The following is a 21,312-nucleotide window of genomic DNA, read 5'->3' as shown; positions in this document are numbered from 1 at the left end:
GATTTTTATAGTTCAAATGGAACAAGTGACCGTGTGCGGCCCTCAAATACGGCAAGCTCCCGGAAACCGAGGCGGTACAGCAGGCTGCGCGCTTCAGTTAGTCCGTCTCCCAGCCTCGCAGGGTCGTGACTGTCCGAGCCCAGCGTCAGCGGGATGCCGAGCTTAAGCGCTTCGGCCAGCACATGCTCGGCCGGAAACATCTCCGCGCACGGCTTGCTAAGACCTGAAGCGTTCAGCTCCATAGCGATACCGTTAACCGCTATCGTCTGCAGCGTCCGAAGCTCCAGCTCCCGCACCTCTGCGCGTTCCTCCGCGGTTTGCGGGCCGTAGCCGAATCTTTTGATCACATCCATATGTCCTATAATATCATATAATCCCGAAGCTGCGGATTTCTGCACTGCGGCATAATACTGGCGGTAGACGTCCATCACTTGCCGGCCTTCCCAGCCGTGCACCTGCCGGAAATCGGTAATGTCCCACTCCCCGAGAAAATGTACCGAGCCGATCAGATAGTCCCACGGATACGGGGACAGCAGCTCCTTGATCTGCTCCTCATATCCTTCGATATAATCGGCCTCCAGCCCCAGCTTAAGCTCAATAACGCCGCGGTAGCGCTCCTTAAGCGTCAGGCATTCCTCCACGTAATGCGGAAGCTCGCTGAGCGGCATCGCCATTTCGGGATAGTAGCTGTCAGGATCGACATGGATAAGCGGCAAATGGTCAGACAGTCCCAGCTGCTGCAGGCCCAGCTCAATGCCCCGCTGCACGTACTCCTCCAGCTTGCCGACTGCATGTCCGCAGCGTTCGTGATGCGTGTGATAATCAATATGCATAGGAAGCAGCCCTCCTTCTAATCGCGGCGCGGGCGTTCGTGGCGGGCGCTTAGCTCGGCCAATATCTCATCGAGCGGCAGCTTGCGTTCCTGCAGCAGCACGAGCAGATGATAAATCAGATCGCTGACTTCGAGGCGCAGCTCGGCATTGTCTTTATTTTTGGCGGCAATAATGGTCTCGGAGGCTTCCTCGCCCACTTTCTTCAGGATCTTGTCGACACCCTTGTCGAACAGGTAGGTGGTATAGGCACCTTCAGGACGTTCAGCCTCACGCTCGGCAATGACCCGCTCCAGCTCGCCCAATACGGCGAAACGGTCCGAAGATTCGGAGACGGTTTGGGATTTACCCGGCACAACAGCCGGCTTATCCAGCGGAATTTCACGGTAGAAGCAGCTGTTCTCCCCCGTGTGGCAAGCCGGCCCTTCCGGCACCACCTTAACCAGCAGCGTATCGCTGTCGCAATCATAATGGATAGAGGCAATCGCCTGGGTATTGCCCGAGGTTCCGCCCTTATGCCACAGCTCGCCGCGCGAACGGCTCCAGAACCAGGTCTGTCCGCTCTCCAGCGAGCGCTGCAGTGATTCTTCGTTCATATAGGCAACCATCAACACTTCCCCGCTGCTTACATCCTGCACTACGGCAGGCACCAGTCCGGCTTCATTCCAGCGGATACTGGCCACTATTTCCGCCCCGGTCAGGGTGTTTTTCTCTGGTAAGCTACTCATCGGATCTCTACCCCTTTTTGCTTTAAATCGGCTTTCAGCTCGGAAATGGCAATTTCCTTATAATGAAAAATTGTAGCTGCGAGTCCGGCATCGGCCTTCCCTTCCGTAAATACATCATAAAAATCACCGATTCTTCCTGCACCGCCGGAGGCGATCACAGGTATACTCAGCGCATCGCTGACGGCAGCGGTCAGCTTAAGATCAAATCCGTCCTTGGTGCCATCGGCATCCATGCTCGTAAGCAGAATCTCGCCCGCTCCCAGCTTCTCGGCTTCCTGGGCCCAGCTCAGCGCCCGGATGCCGGTAGGCTTCCGCCCGCCGTGCGTATAGACCTCCCACTCGCCCCAGCTTTCATTATATTTGGCGTCAATCGCCACCACAATGCATTGCGAGCCGAACCGCCGCGCGCCTTCCGCAATCAGCTGCGGGTTAGTGACGGCGGCCGTGTTAATACCGATCTTATCCGCACCTGCACGCAGAATCCGCTTCATATCCTCCACGTTGGAGATGCCTCCGCCTACGGTAAACGGAATCGCGATCTCCCCTGCTGTCTGCCGCACCACTTCCACCATGGTAGCCCGGCCCTCCACTGATGCAGAAATATCGAGAAACACCAGCTCGTCTGCACCCTCGCGGTCATACAGCGCCGCCAGCTCCACCGGGTCCCCGGCATCGCGCAAATTGACAAAATTCACGCCCTTCACCACCCGCCCGTCCTTGACGTCCAGGCAGGGAATAATGCGTTTGGCTAACATATGGGTCCCCCCTTTGGATTCCGGTCTCTTTTGTAAAACTTTCGCTTTCTCTAAATACAAACTTCGGATCTAAACTTTAGATCCCCTTAAATCCAAACTTTAGATCTCCCTAAATCCCCCTTAGCCAAGGGGGACCCCAAGGGCTCCGCCCTCTGGACACCCGGGAAGTTTGGCTTCATCCGGGGGCTAAGGGCACCCGGGGTCTGCGGGGGAAGGACCGCTTACCCCTGCGGGGCCGCTTTGGCACTTGTGCTCCTGCAATGTGAGAGCAGGCCGCTGCAGCAGAAGCGTTAAACCTTCGCGTGCCGCGTTCTTTGCCCCCTTCGGGGACGGCCGCTTCGTTCCGGCCTGCTTTAAGAACAAAAGCATGGAAATGAGGCAGGTAGTTCGACGATGAGTCAGTTATATGAGTTGAACTTAAGATTAGGCTGAATAAGGCCGGAAAGTGAATTAAGTTATGGACTTCCGTACGCTGCCCATTCCTGTTCTCCAGATGAATACCGCTGGTTGCTGTTGAATTCGCTGGCAGCAGGCTTTATCCAGCTCTGTTTAGGTATGATGAACGAAAAGCAACCCCTATTCAACAAGGATAAATGTATTTCGTACAACTATTTGTTAGGTATGCACCCATTTTTGAAGGATAGATGTATTTTGTGCAACTAAAATCAGCATATAGGGATCAAACTGCCTTAAAGCAAGAAAATAGATGTACGAAATGCAACTATAGCCGGGAAACGGTCTGTTTAGATGGATATAGTTGTAGAAACTGCAATTAGCAGCTTAGCAGCGGTTAGTGAGGTCATTAAGAGCAATAGCTGCTGTCGCCTTTAGTCATGGGTGCTCTTGGCCTTCCTCATTTATCTTATTGATTTGACCTGTGTGGAGGATAATCACTTATCTACATTTCAGCAGCTTAAAACGATGACAGCCCGTGCTTCGCCTATCAGCTTTTAGTGCAAGAAAGCCATCAGTCGGAGGCCGGAACCGCAACAAGCGGTGTAAATCAAGAAATCTACGGGCGGGAAGCGACCGGAATTCCAATTGTTTTCTTGCGTCACGGCTAATCCCAACACAACAATCTTTAGTTCAACTGCTCCAAGATTCCGGAATGCTAAGTTCCTGACAGACATGGGAGCATACTGCATTTCATTACTTTTACTTCCCGCTTAGCGCCGCAAGCGCCCCCGGCAGCTCAATATCGCCGGTATACAGCGCCTTGCCGACGATTGCGCCACCGATCCCGCTGCCGCTGTGCGAGCTTAGACGCAGCAGATCCTCCAGCTTCGTCACGCCTCCCGAGGCGATGACGGTACGGCCGCTGGCCTGCGCCATGGACAGGATGCCCTCCACGTTGGGGCCCTGCATCATGCCGTCCCGCGAGATGTCGGTATAAATGAAGGTCTCCGCGCCCTTCGCCGCCAGCTCCTTCGCCAGTTCCTCCGCGCGGACCTCCGATGTATTCAGCCAGCCATGCGTGGCGACGAAGCCGTTCCGCGCATCGATGCCAATGGCCACCCGGTCGCCGTATTTGGCGAGCACTGCTTCCGTAAAGGCCTGATCGCTGATCGCAGCGGTGCCGATAATCACCCGGCTAACCCCCAGCCCGAGCAGCTTCTCCACATCGGCCAGACTGCGCAGCCCTCCGCCGACCTGCACCGGCACATTCACGCTGCGGGCAATCTCGCCGATAAGGGCATCGTTAACCGGATGCCCAGCCTTGGCGCCGTCCAGATCGACCAGATGGATGAACTGTCCGCCCTGCGCCTCCCAGGACTTAGCCGCCTGCACCGGACTGTCGTTATAAATCGTTTCCTGGGCGTAGTCGCCCTGCTTCAGCCTTACGCATTTCCCGTCCCGGATATCAATGGCCGGATAAATAATAAAAGACATGCCGTTCCCCGCTTTCCATTGCAATATAGTTATAGCGGGCTTACGCCCGCTCTGCCTGCAGCTTCAAGAAATTTCCGAGCAGCCGGATGCCGAGTTCCCCGCTCTTCTCCGGGTGGAACTGCATGCCCAGCACATTGTCCCGGCCCACCACAGCGGTCACTGGATGACCGTAATCCGTAACGGCCAGCACATCGTCCTCACGCCCGGCAAGCGCATGGTAGGAGTGGACAAAATACACATGTCCCTCTTCCAGCCCGGCCAGCAGCGGATTCTCCGGCTGCCGGAAGCTCAGCTTGTTCCAGCCCATATGCGGCACCTTATAGCCGTCTCTGGGGGCGAAGCGCACCACTGAGCCGGCCAGTAAATCCAGGCCGCTATGTTCACCATGCTCCTCGCCGGTGGTGAACAGCAGCTGCATCCCCAGGCAGATTCCCAGCAGCGGTTGCCCTCCGGCGGCAACCTCCTTGACTACCCGGTCAAGACCGCTCTCCCGCAGATGGGCCATGGCATCGCCAAATGCGCCGACACCCGGCAGGATGACGCTGTCAGCGGCAAGAATCTGTTCACGGTCGCCGGTGACCAGACTTTCGTAGCCGAGACGCTCCACCGCTTTGCTTACACTGTGAAGATTACCCATACCATAATCTACAATGGCTACAGCCATACTACAGCACTCCCTTCGTCGACGGCACGCCTTTCACGCGCGGATCAAGCAGCGTCGCCTCGTCCAGCGCCCGTCCCAGCGCCTTGAATACCGCTTCGATCATATGGTGGGTATTGGAGCCGTAATGCACGATGACATGCAGCGTAATGCGGGCCTCCAGCGCGAATTTCCACAGAAATTCATGCACCAGCTCCGTGGAGAAGCTGCCTACCTGCTGGGACGGATATTGGGCCCGGTATTCAAAATGCGGCCGGTTGCTGATATCGATCACCACCTGGGCCAGCGCCTCATCCATTGGAATGAACACATTGGCATAGCGTTTGATGCCTTTTTTGTCCCCTAACGCCTCGCGCAGCGCCTGACCGAGACAAATCCCGATGTCCTCCACCGTGTGATGGTCGTCGATTTCAATATCACCCTTAGCCTGTACCGACAGGTCGAACTGGCCATGCTTCGTAAACAGATCCAGCATATGATTCAAGAAAGGCACATCCGTCTCAAGCTCCGACACCCCGCTGCCATCCACGGCCAAGGAAAGTTTAATGTCGGTCTCATTGGTCTTGCGGCTTAATCCGGCCTTGCGTACAGTTTCTGCGCTGTTATTGTCCATTTCCGTCCCCGCCTTTTCCTTCGTTAGTCAGTCTGATCTCAATCGCCCTCGCATGCCCTTCCAGTCCTTCGCGCCGGGCCAGCTCCATAATGGTCTCCCCGTCCCGCAGGAAGGCTTCCTTGCTATAGTAAATCAAGCTCGATTTCTTGATAAAATCATCCACATCCACCGGCGAGGAGAAGCGTGCCGTGCCGTTGGTCGGAATAATGTGGTTCGGTCCGGCAAAATAATCGCCCACCGGCTCAGAGCTGTACGGTCCCAGAAAGATCGCTCCGGCATTCTCGATGGAGCCGAGCAGCCCCATCGGGTCTGCGGCCACAACCTCCAAATGCTCCGGCGCCAGGCGGTTGACCACATCAATGCCTTCCTTCAGCGATTCGACTACGATAATCGCGCCGAAGTTCTCCACCGAGGCGCGGGCAATCGCCTCGCGCGGAAGCTCCCGCAGCTGCCGCTCCACCTCGGCAGCGACCGTATCCGCCAGGCTGCGCGACGGCGTCACGAGAATGGCCGAGGCCATCTCGTCGTGCTCGGCCTGGGAGAGCAGGTCGGCCGCGACGTAGGCCGGCTCTGCGGTATCGTCGGCGAGCACGACGATCTCACTGGGCCCGGCGATGCTGTCGATATCGACCACGCCGTAGACCTCGCGTTTGGCCAGGGCCACATAAATGTTGCCCGGCCCGCAGATCTTGTCGACCGGCGCGATGCTCGCCGTGCCGTAGGCGAGTGCGGCGACGGCCTGCGCGCCGCCCACGCGGTAAATCTCGTGTACGCCCGCTTCCGCAGCGGCCACGAGAATGTAAGGATCAATGCCCGCCTTGCCGCCCGTAGACGGCGGTGTGACCATCACAATCTCCGGCACCCCGGCGATCTGTGCCGGAATCACATTCATCAGCACACTGGACGGATAGGCCGCCTTGCCGCCGGGCACATAGACGCCCACACGCTTCAGCGGTCGGATGATCTGGCCGAGGATCGTGCCGTCCGGCTGCAGATCCATCCAGGAGCTGCGCTTCTGCCGGGCATGGAATGCCCGGATATTGGCTGCCGCCGCACGGATGGCGGCAACGAACGACTCCTCCACCTGCCCGTAGGCCGCCTGGAGTTCGTCTGCCGTTACCCGCAGCTGGGCCGGTGTAAGCGCAGCTCCGTCAAAGCGTTCCGTATAACGGAGCAGCGCCGCATCGCCCTCCTGCTTGACCGCCTCCACAATTTCCTTGACCGCCTTATTCTGCTCCGGCGTCCCGTACTCCACTTCCCGCTGAAGCTTGAAATCCTTGCTCGACTGTATCTTCACCGTTTCTCCCCCTTATCCGTCCTTAACGCTTGGCTTCTGCGGCCACTCCCGGTGCCGCAATCACCGCCTGCAACCGGTCGCAGAGCTGCTGAATCTCCGCATTCTTCATCCGGTAGCTGACCCGGTTCGCCACCAGCCGGCTCGTGATTTCGAAGATGCTGTTTAATTCCACCAGCCCGTTATCCTTCAGGGTCTGGCCGGTTTCCACCATATCAACGATCCGGTCGGCCAGTCCGATCAGCGGCGCAAGCTCAATGGAGCCGTTCAGCTTCACAACCTCCACCTGCTGACCCTGTTCCCGGAAGTACCGTGAAGCAACGTTCGGATACTTGGTCGCCACACGCTGTTGAATGCCCGGCTCCCAGTTGGGGAGACCGATAATCGACATCCGGCAGCGGGCAATGCCCAGATCCAGCAGCTCGTACACATCCCTGTCCTCTTCCAGCAGCACATCCTTGCCGACAATTCCGATGTCTGCCACACCGTACTCTACATAGGTCGGTACATCAACCGGCTTTGCCAGGATAAACTCCATACCTGCCTCGGGCAGGGAGATGACCAGCTTCCGCGACTCCTCGCCGTCCGGCGGTATCGGCAGTCCCGCTTTACGGAACAATTCGGCGGCTTTTTTATAAATCCGGCCTTTAGGCATGGCCACCTTCAGTATTTGTGCCATTGTTGTTCCCTCCGTTTCCGTCATCCATGCTCACTGACAAAAGATACGAACGTATAAATCTCCCCGTACTGAACGCCCGCAGCTTCCACCGTATCCGCATCCAGCCGTCTTACCTTCTCCAGCTCTTCCGGTTCTGTAACAAGCCGGGTTACCACGATCTGGCCGGCGCTGCGCAGCCTTGCAGCTTCCGCCAGGCCTTCCATGCGCCGCAGAGCATCGTATTGGACCAGAACCGGGCGTTCTTCCGCTTCCGGATCGCCTGCTACCCCATCGAGTATCCGGTTCGTTTTCAGCGAGAACCCGGTGGAGGGAACAGGACGGCCGAATTGCTGCAGCAGATTGTCGTACCTTCCGCCGCTGCATACCGGGAAGCCCAGCTCCGCGGCATAACCCTCAAACGTCATGCCCGTATAGTAAGAGAAGTCGCCGACCATTGTCAGGTCGATCAGCACATGCTCGGAGACACCGTAGGCCACCAGCACCTCCCATACCTTGCACAGATGCTCGATGGAGGTTCTGGCCAGCGGATGACTGCTGATCTCCAGCGCCTGTCCGCAGATTTCCTTGCCGCCCCGCAGACGCAGCAGTCCGTCCAGCTCGCTCTTCTGCGCTTCCGGCAGCTCAAGTCGCTGCAGCGTCTCCCGGAAAGCGACATAATCGCGCGACAGCAGATGGTTCTTCAGCTCCTCCTGGGCTTCGGGAAGGTCCTTAACGGCGTCCTGGAACACACCGTCCAAGAATCCGACATGCCCCATCGCGATTTTAAAAGACTTCACCCCTGCGGCCTGAAGCGATGCGATCGCCAGCGCCACTACCTCCGCGTCAGCCTCCGGTGAATCGTCGCCCACCAGCTCCACGCCGGTCTGGAAGAATTCCGCTTCCCTTCCCGCTTCCTCCTCAATCGCCCGGAACACATTGGCGTGATAAGACAGCCGGAGCGGCAGCGGCTCATCCTTCAGCAGCGAGGAGACCACCCGGGCCACCGGAGCGGTCATTTCCGAGCGCAGCACCAGTGCCTGCCCGCGGTTATTCAGTAATTTATAGAGTTTCTGGTCGGAGGTGGAGCTGGCCACACCCACCGTATCGTAATATTCCAGCGTCGGAGTAATCATTTGCCGGTAACCCCAGCGGCTCATGCAGTGCAGAACATCCTTCTCGATCTTGCGCAGCTTGGCTACCGCACGCGGAAGATAATCGCGTACACCCGCCGGCTTCTCAAAACCTTTTGGCTTGGACATTTCCATACTCACCTCGTCAATTCATTCATATCATTGATAAAAGATGGATCGCAAAACGCTTTACTATGGTAGAGTGGTAACAAACTAAAGCAGTGGCATTATCGTATCACGGACCCGCTGTGACGTCAATCCAACCTTACATCTTGATTATTACCCCTGTTTAAGGAGAAATCCAGTGGGAGGTGTCTTATCCATGTCTCTATCTCTTACAGGTATCTATGGCTTTGGCTTTGCCTCTAAGCCCCGCGGATAATATAATTAGATATACTTTATCTTACCGTTAATGGTCTCCCGGCTTCCAGTATTCTATTACCGGCAGAAAGAAGGACATCCACTTGAATACATCCTATATGATTGGCGTTGATATTGGAACCACAAGCACCAAGGCTGTCCTCTTTACGGAGAAGGGCGGCATTGTTGCCCAAGCGAGCCAGGGCTACCCGCTTCACCAGCCCTCCCCATCTGTCGCTGAACAGGACCCTGAGCTTATAGTACAGGCCGTCCGCAGCACCATTGCGGCGGTGATGCGGGACAGCGGCGTTCCGGCGGAAGCGGTGCTGCTGGTGTCGTTCAGCTCCGCCATGCACAGTGTCATCGCCGTTGACCGGAACGGGCAGCCGCTTACTGCCTGCATCACCTGGGCGGATAACCGCAGCGCACCTTATGCGGCCCGTCTCAAGAACGAGCTCGGCGGACATGAACTCTATTTGCGCACAAGTACGCCGGTTCATCCCATGTCACCTATTACGAAGCTGATGTGGCTTGGCGCCGAACAACCCGAGCTGTTTCAGCGCACGCACAAGTTCATCTCCATCAAAGAGTATCTGTTCGCTCAATGGTTCGGCGAATACATGGTTGACCATTCCATCGCCTCGGCAACCGGCATGTTCAATCTGGAGCGGCTGGATTGGGATGAAGAGGCGCTGCAAATCGCCGGAATCACTCCTGAGCGCCTGTCCCGGCCCGTTCCCACCACCCATCGCGTGTCCGGCCTGTCTGCAGATGAAGCCGACAGGCTGGGCCTGCTGCCGGACACCCCCTTTATTGTGGGTGCAAGCGACGGTGTGCTCTCCAATCTTGGCGTGGGCGCCCTGGAGCCCGGTGTCATCGCAGCGACCATCGGAACCAGCGGAGCCATCCGCACAGTCGTTGACCGCCCGCTGACCGATCCGAAGGGCCGCATCTTCTGCTACGCCTTGACGGAGCGCCACTGGGTAATCGGCGGACCGGTCAACAACGGCGGCATGCTGTTCCGCTGGGTACGCGATGAATTCGCCGCCTCCGAGGTGGAGACCGCCAAACGGCTCGGTATTGATCCGTATGAGGTCCTGACTCGTATTGCAGAACAGGTGCCCCCGGGCAGCGGCGGTCTCCTGTTCCATCCGTATCTGAGCGGAGAGCGCGCCCCGCTGTGGAACCCCGACGCCCGCGGCTCCTTCTTCGGGCTGTCGATGAACCACCGTAAGGAGCATATGATCCGCGCAGTGCTGGAAGGTGTCATCTTCAACATGTACACGGTGCTGCTGGCCATGGAAGAGAACATCGGCCGGCCGGGCCGGATTCTCGCCACCGGCGGCTTCGCCCGCTCTTCCTTGTGGCGGCAGATGATGGCCGATATTTTTGACGAAGAAGTGATCGTGCCGGAGAGCTTTGAGAGCTCCTGTCTGGGCGCGGTTGTGCTGGGCCTTTATGCCATGGGCCGCGTCGGATCGCTGGATGCCGTGTACAGCATGATTGGCTCCACCCACCGTCATCAGCCGGACAAGGATCATGCGAAAGTGTATAAACGTCTGCTGCCCATCTATATTTCTGTCTTCCGCAGCCTGGAGAGCGAGTATGCGGCAATCGCCGAGTTTCAGCGTGAACAGGCAGGCGAGGCGTAAGCAGCCTTAAATCCTATCCATGCCTTCAGGCCAGGGATGCCGTTCTATTCTTAATCCCAGGCTGGCTGACCCTATGATGCACAAAAACGCCGGCGCGTCCGCTACAATCGGACGTGCCGGCGTTTCCTGTGTCATGCCTTTGCTTTACGCTTAGGCTGCTGCGGGGCGGAGCCAAACAACACCCAGCCCGGCTTAATGTAGCGGAAGACCAGCGCTACCACCAGCCAGGAGCCAAGCAGTGCGACCAGCCAGCCGCCGAAGATGGCTGCCGTATAAGCAAGCGATCCTCCGTGAAACGGCAGCTTACGGTAATAAAAGAGCAGCGCCGGGTGCAGCAGATAAATGCCGAAGGAGCATGCGCCTATTGAAACCAGCATCCGGGTCAGCAGGCTGCGTCCGGCTCCATACAGCAGGAAGGACAGCTGCAGCAGCACCAATGCGGACAACAGAGCATGCAGGTTGGAGAATCCTTCGTACCACAAGCTGTTGATGACCGATTTATGGACATAGCTGTTAAACCACAGCTCCACATGGACAATGCCGGCGGCAAGCCACAGCAGCCAGAGAAGCAGCCACACCCCTCCTTTGGCAGACCGGAAGCCTTCCCGCGACGGGACCAGCCAAGCCTTTAGCGAGCCGTAATATACCGCTATAGCGGCGCCGAGCAAGAAATACGAGAAATACGTAATGGCCAGGCTGCCCTTGGACAACTGCCAGTAGCCGTGATTCGTCATATATTTGTTCAGCAGCACGAAGCCCCATTGCAGCGCCAGGCCGATTACCGGTGCCCAGGCGGCAAGCCGCCGGACCTTTTGCAGACACCAGAGCAGCAGCGGGAACAGCAGGTAGAACTGGATTATAATAATGATGTAGTACAGATGTGTGTAAGCCGTTCCGGTAAGCAGATATTTGGCCATTTTCCGCGCCATTTCATCAAACGCCATTCCCCAGGTATTGCCCGCATTCATCTTCAGCATGAAATACAGCACAGAGAATACGAAATACGGCACAATGATATAGAGCAGCCTTCTGCTGTAGAACTTGGCGAGCGTCTTACCGGTCAATGGCCGGTCAATATAATTGTAGAAGAGCACGAAGCCGCTTAAAAATACAAAGGATGGCACAGCAAATTGACTGAATTTGTTAATGAACAGAAACGGGTGAAACAGAGAGCTGCCTTGTGTCTCGGCAATCGTACGCGAAGTGGCGTGAATCGCCAGCACCGCAACAATCGCCAGCGCCCGAAAAATATCGAGCTGCGGAATTCTTTCTTTTTGTCCCATAGCTATCCTCCTGATAAGATCCGCATCCCGCGAAGCTTCCTTACTAGATTTGCATTATCCGGCCCCATACTCCCGGCTTTATAACCCGCGTTCCTGTGGTTTCTCCCGGACGGTTCTTCCCTGTGTGCCCTGCACAGGCTTCTCGGCAGGTGTGAGCGATCGGGGGATATTGCCCAGTGCCACCCAACTGATTCCGATATGCCTGAACGTCCACTGCGCAATGATCCAGCTTGCCGCCAGCGCGACAGCCAGCCCGCCATATACATACCCGACATACAGCAAGGAATCCGGCGACAATCTATCCTGCACCAGCCGGTAGAAGGCTAGGAACAGCGGATGAATCAGATACACTGCGAACGACAGCTCGCCCAGACGTGTCAACCAGGCTACAAGCCGCTGCGGCGCTCTCCGGTAGATCCAGAAGGCGGCAAGCAGCAGAATCAGGGCAGACAGCAGCGTATGCACATTCCACAGCAGCTCGTACCACAGCGAATCCACCCATGCGCCGTAATGACGCGCTCTGTACCACAATTGCACATGAGTCATTGCGGCAGCCAGCCACAATACGATCAGAAGCAGGGTATACCGTTTGCGTGCAGTTGTCTGCTCCATCCAGGGCCTGGTAAGCCAATCTTTGATCTGTTCAAAGTGTATAGCGATGAACGCTCCGAGCATGTAATACCCCAGATAGGAAATCGCGAGACTTCCCTTCTCCACGATATGCAGCTGATATTTATTCCAGAAAATAAATCCCCACTGCAGCGCCAGACCCAGCGGAAAAGACCAGCGTACCCATTGCCGCGAGCTCTGCAGCAGCTTGAGGAGCAGCGGAAAGAGCACATAGAACTGAATACTGATAAATACAAAATATAAGTGCGCATATGCCGAGCCTGTAAACAGGGCGCGCAGAAAGCTCAATACGTTCTCCGCCGGATGCTGCATCAGCTGTCCGTTCACAAACAGGGTCAAGACATAGTAGCCAATGGATGCCAGCAAATAGGGCAACAGAATATACTTCAGCCTGCGCCGGTAAAAGCTGCCGATCAGGCTTCGCGTCACCGGACGTCCGTAATAATTGTAGAACAGCACGAAGCTGCTCAGAAAAATAAACGAGGGCGTGCCGAATTTGAAAAAGATATTCATCCCGTTCAGCCAGTAATAATACGGCGAGGAGAGCGCAAGCTCCCCGGCTGCGAAGGATGAGGCGTGGACGTGCAGTACACCGATAATCGCCAAGGCACGGAAAATATCCAGCTGGGGCAGGCGCTGCTGCTGTTTGGCCGCATTCACAATAAGTTTCCTCTTCTCTGCATAGTAGTCCTTCATAGAGAATACAAACGGAAAGCCTGAGCCGTATATCAGGAGGCCTGTCCCTGCTGGTTGTTCATTCTGATATGATGCCGCGGCATCCCTGAGCAAGCTGATTGCGCTTGTCACTTCATAAGTATAACGCCTCTCCCCCATTCCCGGTACTTAAAGCTTGCTTAAACAATTCTAAAGCCTTTCTAAAGTTTACATGCCAAAAGCCTGCAGCCCCTCGCGCAAAATACGCAATTTGAACCTGCAGGCTTCGGTCTTGCCTTGTTTATTCAGTTGCGGGTAGCTGTTCATGTTCCAGCGGCTCAGCCGCCGGGCGTAAGACGCGCAGCGGGTTGCCCCCCACCATGGAGCCGGCGGCCACATGCTTATGCACTACAGAGCCAGCCGCCACGACGGCTCCATCGCCAATGGTCACACCGGGCAGAATGGTAGAATTGGCGCCGATCATTACATTTTCACCGATAATGACCTCACCCAAGCGGTATTCCTTAATCAGATACTCATGGGCAAGAATGGTGGTGTTATAACCGATGACCGAGTTTTCGCCTACCGTGATTTTCTCCGGAAAGAATACGTCCACCATCACCATCAAGCCGAATGCTGTATGCTTTCCCACCTTCATGCCGAGAATCCGCCGGTAAATCCAGTTCTTCAGCGGCAAATAGGGGCAGTAGCGGGCAAGCTGGATAAATATAAAATTGCGCACGCCTTTGAACGGGCTAACTGTGCGGTAGATGTGCCAGAGGGAATTATGCTCCTCTACGGGATAACGGGTAATGTTCCTCACGTTCGCATCATCCTCTACCCTACAATTTTATACAAATCCATCATGTCATGAATGATATAATCCGGACCGTATTGACGCAGTGTCTCCTCGCCCTTAAGCGACCAGGACACACCGGCGGCAAGAACCCCTGCCGCCTTGGCGGACTGGATATCTACCGGGCTGTCCCCCACCATCAGGGTCCGTTCCGGCTGCACTCCTAAAGCTTGAACCGCTGTGAGTACCGGCTCCGGGTGCGGCTTCGGATGGACCACATCGTTGACTGTAACAATCGTCTCCATATACTGCAGCATATCGAACATTTCCAGTGTTCTCATCGTTGAAGGGCGGATCTTGGTCGTCACGACCCCCATGCGGATACCGCGCTTCTTCAGCTCCTGCATCGTTTCATTCACATTCGGAAAGGAAGCGACCAGTTCATCATGATGCGCATTATTGTAGGAACGGTAGGATTTCTCCAGCACAGCTGTATCGGCCAGGCTGGAAAAGGCCCTCAGCTGCTGATGCAGTGTAGTTCCCATATGGGGAATCATCTCTTCCCGGGTCATCACCGGCAGGTTATTCTCTTTCAGTGCATGTGCGAATGAGCTGATAATCAGTTCATTCGTATTGACAATCGTGCCGTCCAAATCAAAAAGAACGCATTCTATCATTTCCGTTACTTACTCCTTTGGCTCCTCTTCCCCGGATCTCGGCGTACCTGCCGGTTTCTCCTGGGAGTTAGTTGCCGGCGTAGACGCATCCGGAATTACGGAATCGGCCACCGCCGGTTTAGTGCTGACAATGGGGTCCATATAACGCTCGCGGGCCTGACCGGTTACTCTGCGTACAATAATCAGGATAACAGCCGCCACTATCAATAATAATGCGAGCAGCTGGGAACTGCGGATATTGCCATAGTCCGCGCTGAATGCGCCCTGCTCAAAGCCGAGCCATTCCATCGGGGTCCACAATCCGTTTATCAGCGAGGCAACCCCGCTTGCGCCGTGGAAGCCAAGGCTGTCGGTACGGAGGGCTTCGATGAAGAAACGTCCGATGGAATACCAGATGAAATAAGACAGGAAGATCTCACCGGCACGCACAAATCGTTGCCGGCGCAGCACCATCAGCAGAATAATGCCCAGGAGACTCCAGAGCGATTCGTACAAGAATGTCGGGTGATGGAAGGCACCGTCTATGTACATTTGATTGACGATAAAATCAGGCAGATGCAGCTTGTCGCGCAGGAATGACTCCTCGATCACGCCGCCGTACGCTTCCTGATTGATGAAGTTACCCCAACGGCCAATCATCTGACCCGCCAGCAAGCTGGGAGCGCAAATATCGACGATGCGCCAGAAGGGATATCCTTTATGGCGGAAATAGAAGATGGCGCAAATAATCGCACCAATCAGCGCGCCGTAAATAGCAATCCCGCCGTTCCAAATCTTGAACACATCCAGCAAATTATCCTTATAATCGTCCCACATAAAGGCTACATAATAGATCCGGGCACCGATAATCGCCGAAGGAACACCGAGCAGCAGCAGATCCATAAAGAATTCCTGGGAAATATTAAAGCGCTTGCCCTCGCGGATGGCCAGCAGCAAACCGACCAACGCCCCCAGGCCAATAATCAGCCCATACCAATGGACCGGCAACGAGCCGATGGAGAAGAACACCGGATCGATCGCTAATGAATAGAACATCTTCCCACTCTCCTAATCCAGATCATCCATGTCTTCAGAAATGGTAGCTGTAAGTTTGTTCGTAAACTGCAATGCGGCATTAAAGCCCATTTGCTTCAGGCGGTAATTCATCGCAGCAACTTCGATAATGACGGCCAGATTTCGTCCCGGACGGACCGGAATCGTTACCAGGGGCACATCGGTATCAATGATGCGTGTCGTCTCCTCATCAAGACCAAGCCGGTCATACTGCTTGTCTTGCTGCCAGGCTTCCAGTCTGATCACCAAAGTGATCCGTTTATGGTTGCGGATCGCCCCGGCCCCAAACAAGGTCATAACATTGATAATACCAACACCGCGAATCTCCAGCAGGTGGCGGATTAGCTCCGGTGCCGTACCGTGCAGCTGGTTATCCGACGTTTGGCGGATTTCCACAGCATCGTCGGCGATCAGGCGGTGTCCGCGCTTGACGAGCTCGAGTGCCGTTTCACTTTTACCGATTCCACTGCTGCCCGTAATGAGCATCCCTACACCATACACATCACACAGAACACCGTGAATCGTGGCAGTCGGAGCCAGCTTGCCCTCCAGAAAGCTGGTCAATCTGCTGGAGAATATTGTAGTTGCCAAGGCGCTGCGCAATACCGGCAGTCCTTTCTCATTGCTCACGTCAATGATCTCCTGCGGTACCTCCAGGCCTCTGGTAATAACAATACAAGGGGTATTCTCATTACAAATTCCGCGAATCCGGTTCTTGCGCTCTTCTTCCGGCAGCATCGAGAAGAATGCCAGCTCAGTCTTGCCAAGCAGCTGCACACGGTCTTCGGGATAATATTCAAAATACCCGGCCATCTCCAGACCCGGACGGTTCAAATCATCCACTGTAATCGGCCGTTTCAGGCCTTCTTTACCGGAGATGACCTCCAGTTGAAAGTGTTGCACGAGTTCCGCTACTTTTACTTTCTTAGCCATGTATTATTCGTCCTTTCATCAATGCGGTTAGGGTCCGCATCTCCGTGTCCGTTTGCGAAATAGTCTCTTTCCAAACGCAGGTAATTCTCCTGCTATCTTAAAGGATAACGCCTGTGAATGCAATCTTAAGCATATCCCCGCCAAATGCAGAATCTCTCTGTTTCGTACCAAATGCCAAAAGAAGCCGCCCTTTCAGGCGGCTTCTCTAAGCAGGGAAGATACGGCGATCTTAGCCCAGGAATACGTTCAGTTCTGTTTCTTTGTCGAAGATGTGGATCTTGTTCATGTCGATTGCCAGCTTCGGCTTGCTGCCTTCACGGGTAGTGGAACGGCCGTCAACACGGGCGATTACTGTTCCAGTGCCTACACCGCTCAGATAGAGCAGCATTTCATGACCCAGGTTTTCAGTAACGTCTACCAGGGAAGTGAAGATGGTGTTCGGGGAAGCTTCCAGGAATACTGGCTCTTCATGGATATCTTCCGGACGAAGACCCATGATTACTTCCTTACCGATGTAACCTTTGCTGCGCAGAATTGTTGCTTTGCCGCCTGGAATTTCTACATCAAGGTTCTCAGCGCGGAAGCGAACGGATCCGTTAACTTCGGAGAGAGTACCGTTGATAAAGTTCATTGTAGGGGATCCGATAAATCCGGCTACGAACAGGTTAGTAGGCTCGTTGTACAGCTCTTCAGGGGAAGCGGCCTGCTGGATGATACCGTCGTACATAACTACGATACGGTCACCCATCGTCATGGCTTCTGTCTGGTCATGTGTTACATAGATACAAGTGGTTTCAAGGCGTTTCACCAGTTTGGTGATTTCGGCGCGCATTTGACCACGGAGTTTAGCGTCCAAGTTGGAAAGCGGTTCGTCCATCAGGAAGACCTGCGGATCACGTACAATGGCGCGGCCCAGAGCGACACGCTGACGTTGACCACCGGAAAGTGCCTTAGGCTTACGCTCCAGCAAATGCTCGATATCGAGAATTTTCGCAGCTTCGCGAACTTTCTTGTCGATTTCTTCTTTCTTCACTTTGCGCAGTTTCAGACCGAATGCCATGTTCTGATATACGCTCATATGAGGGTACAGGGCGTAAGACTGGAACACCATCGCGATGTCGCGGTCTTTAGGAGCAACGTCGTTAACGACGCGGTCGCCGATGTACATTTTACCTTCGGAGATTTCTTCCAGACCTGCGATCATACGCAGAGTTGTGGATTTACCGCAACCGGAAGGTCCTACCAGTACGAGAAATTCCTTATCTTTAATATCAAGATTGATATCCATTACTGTTGCTTTATCGGAACCTGGGTATTTTTTGAAAATATGCTCTAAACGTACGCCTGCCATTGTATTTCCCCCTCAGATATATTATTGGGATTAAAAAAATAAATCGCTTTCTTGTATTTATATCTTACCCCAGCCACGCCTCAAAGGCTATTTGTAACCTTCACAAAAAACCTATTTTCTTTTCGTCACTTTATACAATAACATGGCTAACTTCACAATGGCGGCATCGCCAAAGCTCCTTACGTCGGCACCGGTTTCCTGCTTGATCTTGTCCAGCCGGTACAGCAGTGTGTTGCGGTGGATATAGAGCTTTTTGGCCGTCTCACTGACATTGCAGTCCATTTCAAAAAAGGTTTCCAGCGTCAGCAGCATTTCCTTATCGCTGAGTACGGCTGTATAATCGCCAATTTGCCCCAGAAGCAGCCTGCGTTTCTGATCCGGAATGCTGTTGACCAGCCGCTCCATATGCAGCTCCCATGGCAGATGAATATAATCGCCGACCTGAAAAATACGGCCCAGCATAATCGTCTCCCGCAGCAGAGCCACAGACCCGGTTAAGCCTTTTACCGGTACAATCGCTTGAGCGACCGACAAATGAAACACGCCAACCCACTCGCTGGCAATCAGTTCGTGCAATCCCATGCTGGTCTGCGACAGCAGCTCATCGGCATTCTCTTCTTCATCGTCCTTATCATCCCCGCCGGTCAGCAGTTCCTTTCGGGCCAAAATCAGCCATTCCTTCTCTTGAAGCGGAATCAGCAGGACATCGTTCTCAAAATAATTGCGCAGCAGCTTCATTAAAGTGCGGTAGGTCATTTGCGGTTGATGCACATTTTCGCTGACGAGCAGAAAAGGGATCATCTCCCCGAACAACCGACCCTTGAGAGTAATCTCCTCAGGGATTTCCGCGTCATTCTTCTCCTGTTCAAGCTGAGTATTCAACCAGGCGCTGAGCTGTCTGGCTTCCACTTCGCCCTCTTCCTTAAAGCCGGTCGCCTTCAAAGCGACAGCAAAGTTGCGCGCGGCATAATGGGCCAGCCGGATCTCCATGGGAGTCAGCCCATCAAGCTCCATCCATATGGCGGTTGCCCGGCCATCATTCTCATAGATGGACACCCACATTCTTCCCTCATGAATGACCGGCTGATCTTCCTGCTGTGTGGCCAAGCCAAAAAGGGCAGACGTATGCTGCCTTCCCAGCTGCTTGATTCCGGTTCTCTTTCCGGTGAGTTGCTCCAAACTGTGCCGCAATGTCTCACTATCCATCGTCACCATTCTCCACCACTTTTGCTCTTTTCGCCTATTTTATCATATTTTGCGTTTGTCTGCGGCAGGAGGTATGACAACCGGTGGTTAATTCCCCGGACCTTTATCTATTATGGATTCTATCCGCTCATACTTGGCCTGAGGCAGAGGCTTCGGGTTCAGCTTCTTCAGTATCTTATTCATCCAGATTCCCGCAATGGCTCCTTCCCCCATGGCAACAGTGGCCTGTTCGGCATGTACGGCTACATCGCCTGCTACCCATACCCGTTCCATACTGGTCATAAGCGAGCGCTTGTTGGCTTCGATGTGCCTGTTCTTGTGCAGTTCGATACCAAGCTGCTCGGCCAGTTCAGAATGTACGGCATTATCCCCGAAAGCAATGAACCCTCTGTCTGCAGGAATCTGATCACCGTTCTTTAAAATAACTCTGCTAATCATGCCCTCCTCTTCATGGATACGCTCAATCTCTTCTTCGAAGTATACAATACTCTGATCCAGCAGACGCTGACGATTCTCCGCTGTAAGCGGAACGCGCTCATGGTTAACATAAGTAAGATCTCCCGTACGTTCCCGTAAAACAAAAGCCATCCTGGCCCCGGCATCACCTGATCCCACCAACACCGTACGCCTGTCCTGTATCTCGAATCCATCACAATCGGGACATACATAGACCGTCTTACCGAGCGTGGTAACTAGCCCAGGTATATCTGGAAACCGGTCCATTACCCCTGTAGCAAGCAATAATGTTCTTCCCGTATATTTCTCCCCTTCAGACCCTCCCAGTAAAAAAAGCTCTTCGCTCTTCTCCGCCTTGATAATACGGTCAGTGGCGAAATGAACACCCAGCCGTTCCGCCTGCCGCCGTCCACTATCCCGGAGTTCCTCTCCTGAAACACCCTCAGGAAATCCCAGAATGTTATGATAATTGCGGCATAAGCTGGACCGCCCCCCTCCTGCGTCGATCACCAATACTGAGTGTACTGAATAACGCCCCAACTGGATTGCAGCCTGCAGACCAGCAATGCCTCCGCCGACAATAATGGCATCATATATCATTCAAATCCCTCATTTCTGCTCCATTTTATAAGCTTATAATTAAACGGCACCAGAATTTTTAAACAGTGGTGTAAGGGATATTGTAACTTTTACAGAAAACACAAAAAAAGCCATCACCGAATGGTGATGACTTTTGACGGATGAGCCATGAAGGACTCGAACCTTCGACACCCTGATTAAAAGTCAGGTGCTCTACCGACTGAGCTAATGGCTCAAAATGGTGGAGGCTGATGGATTCGAACCACCGAACACGTACGTGAGCAGATTTACAGTCTGATGCGTTTGGCCACTTCGCTAAGCCTCCATGAATGGTGGCGCGGGAGGGAATCGAACCCCCGACACAAGGATTTTCAGTCCTTTGCTCTACCGACTGAGCTACCGAGCCATACATAAGCCATATTTAATTATAAAAATGGCGGAACCGACGGGATTCGAACCCGCGGTCTCCTGCGTGACAGGCAGGCATGTTAGGCCTCTACACCACGGTTCCGCATTGGTGATAATGGTGCCGGCGAGAGGACTTGAACCCCCAACCTACTGATTACAAGTCAGTTGCTCTACCAGTTGAGCTACACCGGCACGGTGTAAATATAATTCGAAGTTAAAGATGGTGGAGGCTGAGGGGTTCGAACCCCCGACCCTCTGCTTGTAAGGCAGATGCTCTCCCAGCTGAGCTAAGCCTCCGGGAATATGGTAGCGGCAGAGGGGATCGAACCCCCGACCTCACGGGTATGAACCGTACGCTCTAGCCAGCTGAGCTACGCCGCCACATTAAATAGTATGGAATAGGAATGGCGGAGAGAGAGGGATTCGAACCCTCGCACCGCTTACGCAGTCTAACCCCTTAGCAGAGGGTCCCCTTATAGCCACTTGGGTATCTCTCCAAACAGTCTTAAGCTTGTATTCCATCCAGGCTTGATCACCTGAAAACTGAATCCGAAACGAATCTGTGTTTAGATATTTGGATAAGCCCTCGACCGATTAGTATTGGTCAGCTCCATGCATTGCTGCACTTCCACCTCCAACCTATCTACCTCGTCGTCTTCAAGGGGTCTTACATACTGGGAAATCTCATCTTGAGGGGGGCTTCACGCTTAGATGC

Annotated in this window: 19 protein-coding genes, 8 tRNA genes and 1 rRNA gene; 1 reads left to right on the top strand and 27 read right to left on the bottom strand. The window is 54.4% G+C overall.

Annotated features, from left to right (window positions below; all coding sequences use genetic code 11):
* Positions 1-5: 5 nt before the first annotated feature.
* The 9 genes from hisJ to F1379_RS17860 all read right to left on the bottom strand — a co-directional run bounded on the left by hisJ (position 6) and on the right by F1379_RS17860 (position 8,688).
* Positions 6-833, bottom strand: coding sequence for a histidinol-phosphatase HisJ (gene hisJ / locus F1379_RS17900; RefSeq protein WP_150272301.1), 828 nt, complete (start codon positions 831-833; stop codon positions 6-8).
* Between the two features lie 17 nt (positions 834-850).
* Positions 851-1,558 carry a bifunctional phosphoribosyl-AMP cyclohydrolase/phosphoribosyl-ATP diphosphatase HisIE gene (hisIE, locus tag F1379_RS17895; protein WP_150272299.1) on the bottom strand — a complete coding sequence of 236 codons (708 nt, stop codon included), beginning with the start codon at positions 1,556-1,558 and terminating at the stop codon, positions 851-853.
* Positions 1,555-2,313, bottom strand: coding sequence for an imidazole glycerol phosphate synthase subunit HisF (gene hisF, locus F1379_RS17890; protein ID WP_150272297.1), 759 nt, complete (start codon positions 2,311-2,313; stop codon positions 1,555-1,557). The genes hisIE and hisF overlap by 4 nt, the downstream gene beginning before the upstream one ends.
* Positions 2,314-3,468: 1,155 nt before the next feature.
* Positions 3,469-4,203, bottom strand: a complete 735-nt coding sequence (hisA, locus tag F1379_RS17885) for a 1-(5-phosphoribosyl)-5-[(5-phosphoribosylamino)methylideneamino]imidazole-4-carboxamide isomerase (RefSeq protein ID WP_150272295.1) — start codon at positions 4,201-4,203, stop codon at positions 3,469-3,471.
* A gap of 40 nt (positions 4,204-4,243) precedes the next feature.
* Positions 4,244-4,867, bottom strand: coding sequence for an imidazole glycerol phosphate synthase subunit HisH (gene hisH, locus F1379_RS17880; protein ID WP_150272293.1), 624 nt, complete (start codon positions 4,865-4,867; stop codon positions 4,244-4,246).
* 1 nt (position 4,868) lies between these two features.
* On the bottom strand, positions 4,869-5,477 hold the full coding sequence (gene hisB, locus F1379_RS17875) for an imidazoleglycerol-phosphate dehydratase HisB (protein WP_150272291.1): 609 nt from the start codon (positions 5,475-5,477) through the stop codon (positions 4,869-4,871).
* Positions 5,467-6,774, bottom strand: a complete 1,308-nt coding sequence (hisD, locus tag F1379_RS17870; RefSeq protein ID WP_150272289.1) for a histidinol dehydrogenase — start codon at positions 6,772-6,774, stop codon at positions 5,467-5,469. The genes hisB and hisD overlap by 11 nt, the downstream gene beginning before the upstream one ends.
* A 22-nt stretch (positions 6,775-6,796) precedes the next feature.
* On the bottom strand, positions 6,797-7,450 hold the full coding sequence (gene hisG / locus F1379_RS17865; RefSeq protein ID WP_150272287.1) for an ATP phosphoribosyltransferase: 654 nt from the start codon (positions 7,448-7,450) through the stop codon (positions 6,797-6,799).
* Between the two features lie 20 nt (positions 7,451-7,470).
* Entirely contained in the window at positions 7,471-8,688 is a 1,218-nt protein-coding gene (locus F1379_RS17860) for an ATP phosphoribosyltransferase regulatory subunit (protein WP_150272285.1), read from the bottom strand.
* A 350-nt stretch (positions 8,689-9,038) separates the two neighbouring features.
* On the opposite strand from F1379_RS17860, the gene gntK reads away from it, so the two are divergent.
* Positions 9,039-10,571: a gluconokinase gene (gene gntK / locus F1379_RS17855; RefSeq protein ID WP_203457128.1), complete on the top strand. Its 1,533-nt coding sequence runs from the start codon at positions 9,039-9,041 to the stop codon at positions 10,569-10,571.
* A 131-nt stretch (positions 10,572-10,702) separates the two neighbouring features.
* Here the strand turns inward: gntK and F1379_RS17850 are convergent, their stop codons facing one another.
* The 18 genes from F1379_RS17850 to F1379_RS17765 all read right to left on the bottom strand — a co-directional run.
* Positions 10,703-11,854 carry an acyltransferase gene (locus F1379_RS17850; RefSeq protein ID WP_150272281.1) on the bottom strand — a complete coding sequence of 384 codons (1,152 nt, stop codon included), beginning with the start codon at positions 11,852-11,854 and terminating at the stop codon, positions 10,703-10,705.
* A gap of 78 nt (positions 11,855-11,932) precedes the next feature.
* Positions 11,933-13,144, bottom strand: coding sequence for an acyltransferase (locus tag F1379_RS17845; protein WP_239004719.1), 1,212 nt, complete (start codon positions 13,142-13,144; stop codon positions 11,933-11,935).
* Positions 13,145-13,439: 295 nt separating this feature from the next.
* Positions 13,440-13,961, bottom strand: a complete 522-nt coding sequence (locus tag F1379_RS17840; RefSeq protein WP_150272279.1) for an acyltransferase — start codon at positions 13,959-13,961, stop codon at positions 13,440-13,442.
* A 14-nt stretch (positions 13,962-13,975) separates the two neighbouring features.
* On the bottom strand, positions 13,976-14,611 hold the full coding sequence (ppaX, locus tag F1379_RS17835; protein WP_150272277.1) for a pyrophosphatase PpaX: 636 nt from the start codon (positions 14,609-14,611) through the stop codon (positions 13,976-13,978).
* A 9-nt stretch (positions 14,612-14,620) separates the two neighbouring features.
* Positions 14,621-15,646 (bottom strand): prolipoprotein diacylglyceryl transferase, encoded by a 1,026-nt coding sequence (gene lgt, locus F1379_RS17830; protein WP_150272275.1) that lies wholly within the window; start codon positions 15,644-15,646, stop codon positions 14,621-14,623.
* Positions 15,647-15,658: 12 nt separating this feature from the next.
* Positions 15,659-16,597, bottom strand: a complete 939-nt coding sequence (gene hprK, locus F1379_RS17825) for an HPr(Ser) kinase/phosphatase (protein WP_150272273.1) — start codon at positions 16,595-16,597, stop codon at positions 15,659-15,661.
* Positions 16,598-16,826: 229 nt separating this feature from the next.
* On the bottom strand, positions 16,827-17,948 hold the full coding sequence (locus F1379_RS17820) for an ABC transporter ATP-binding protein (RefSeq protein WP_150272272.1): 1,122 nt from the start codon (positions 17,946-17,948) through the stop codon (positions 16,827-16,829).
* Between the two features lie 111 nt (positions 17,949-18,059).
* Positions 18,060-19,154, bottom strand: coding sequence for a PucR family transcriptional regulator (locus F1379_RS17815; RefSeq protein WP_150272270.1), 1,095 nt, complete (start codon positions 19,152-19,154; stop codon positions 18,060-18,062).
* Positions 19,155-19,241: 87 nt separating this feature from the next.
* The gene (locus F1379_RS17810; protein ID WP_150272268.1) at positions 19,242-20,210 is read right to left on the bottom strand and encodes an NAD(P)/FAD-dependent oxidoreductase; all 969 of its coding nucleotides are present in this window, start codon (positions 20,208-20,210) and stop codon (positions 19,242-19,244) included.
* A 141-nt stretch (positions 20,211-20,351) separates the two neighbouring features.
* A tRNA-Lys gene (locus tag F1379_RS17805) sits at positions 20,352-20,424 on the bottom strand.
* Between the two features lie 4 nt (positions 20,425-20,428).
* Positions 20,429-20,514, bottom strand: a tRNA-Tyr gene (locus F1379_RS17800).
* A 5-nt stretch (positions 20,515-20,519) separates the two neighbouring features.
* Positions 20,520-20,595: transfer RNA gene (locus tag F1379_RS17795), tRNA-Phe, on the bottom strand.
* Positions 20,596-20,623: 28 nt separating this feature from the next.
* Positions 20,624-20,700, bottom strand: a tRNA-Asp gene (locus F1379_RS17790).
* A 13-nt stretch (positions 20,701-20,713) separates the two neighbouring features.
* A tRNA-Thr gene (locus F1379_RS17785) sits at positions 20,714-20,789 on the bottom strand.
* Between the two features lie 29 nt (positions 20,790-20,818).
* Positions 20,819-20,894, bottom strand: a tRNA-Val gene (locus tag F1379_RS17780).
* Between the two features lie 7 nt (positions 20,895-20,901).
* Positions 20,902-20,978 (bottom strand) — tRNA-Met (locus tag F1379_RS17775).
* 24 nt (positions 20,979-21,002) lie between these two features.
* Positions 21,003-21,094, bottom strand: a tRNA-Ser gene (locus F1379_RS17770).
* A gap of 77 nt (positions 21,095-21,171) precedes the next feature.
* Positions 21,172-21,312 (bottom strand): 23S ribosomal RNA (locus tag F1379_RS17765); the annotation flags it as partial.

Origin of the sequence: Paenibacillus tepidiphilus, assembly GCF_008635795.1 — a bacterium.
Lineage (GTDB): Bacteria > Bacillota > Bacilli > Paenibacillales > Paenibacillaceae > Paenibacillus_AQ > Paenibacillus_AQ tepidiphilus.
The sequence above is the reverse complement of the archived record's forward strand: the minus strand, read 5'-3'. Positions and strand labels throughout refer to the sequence as shown.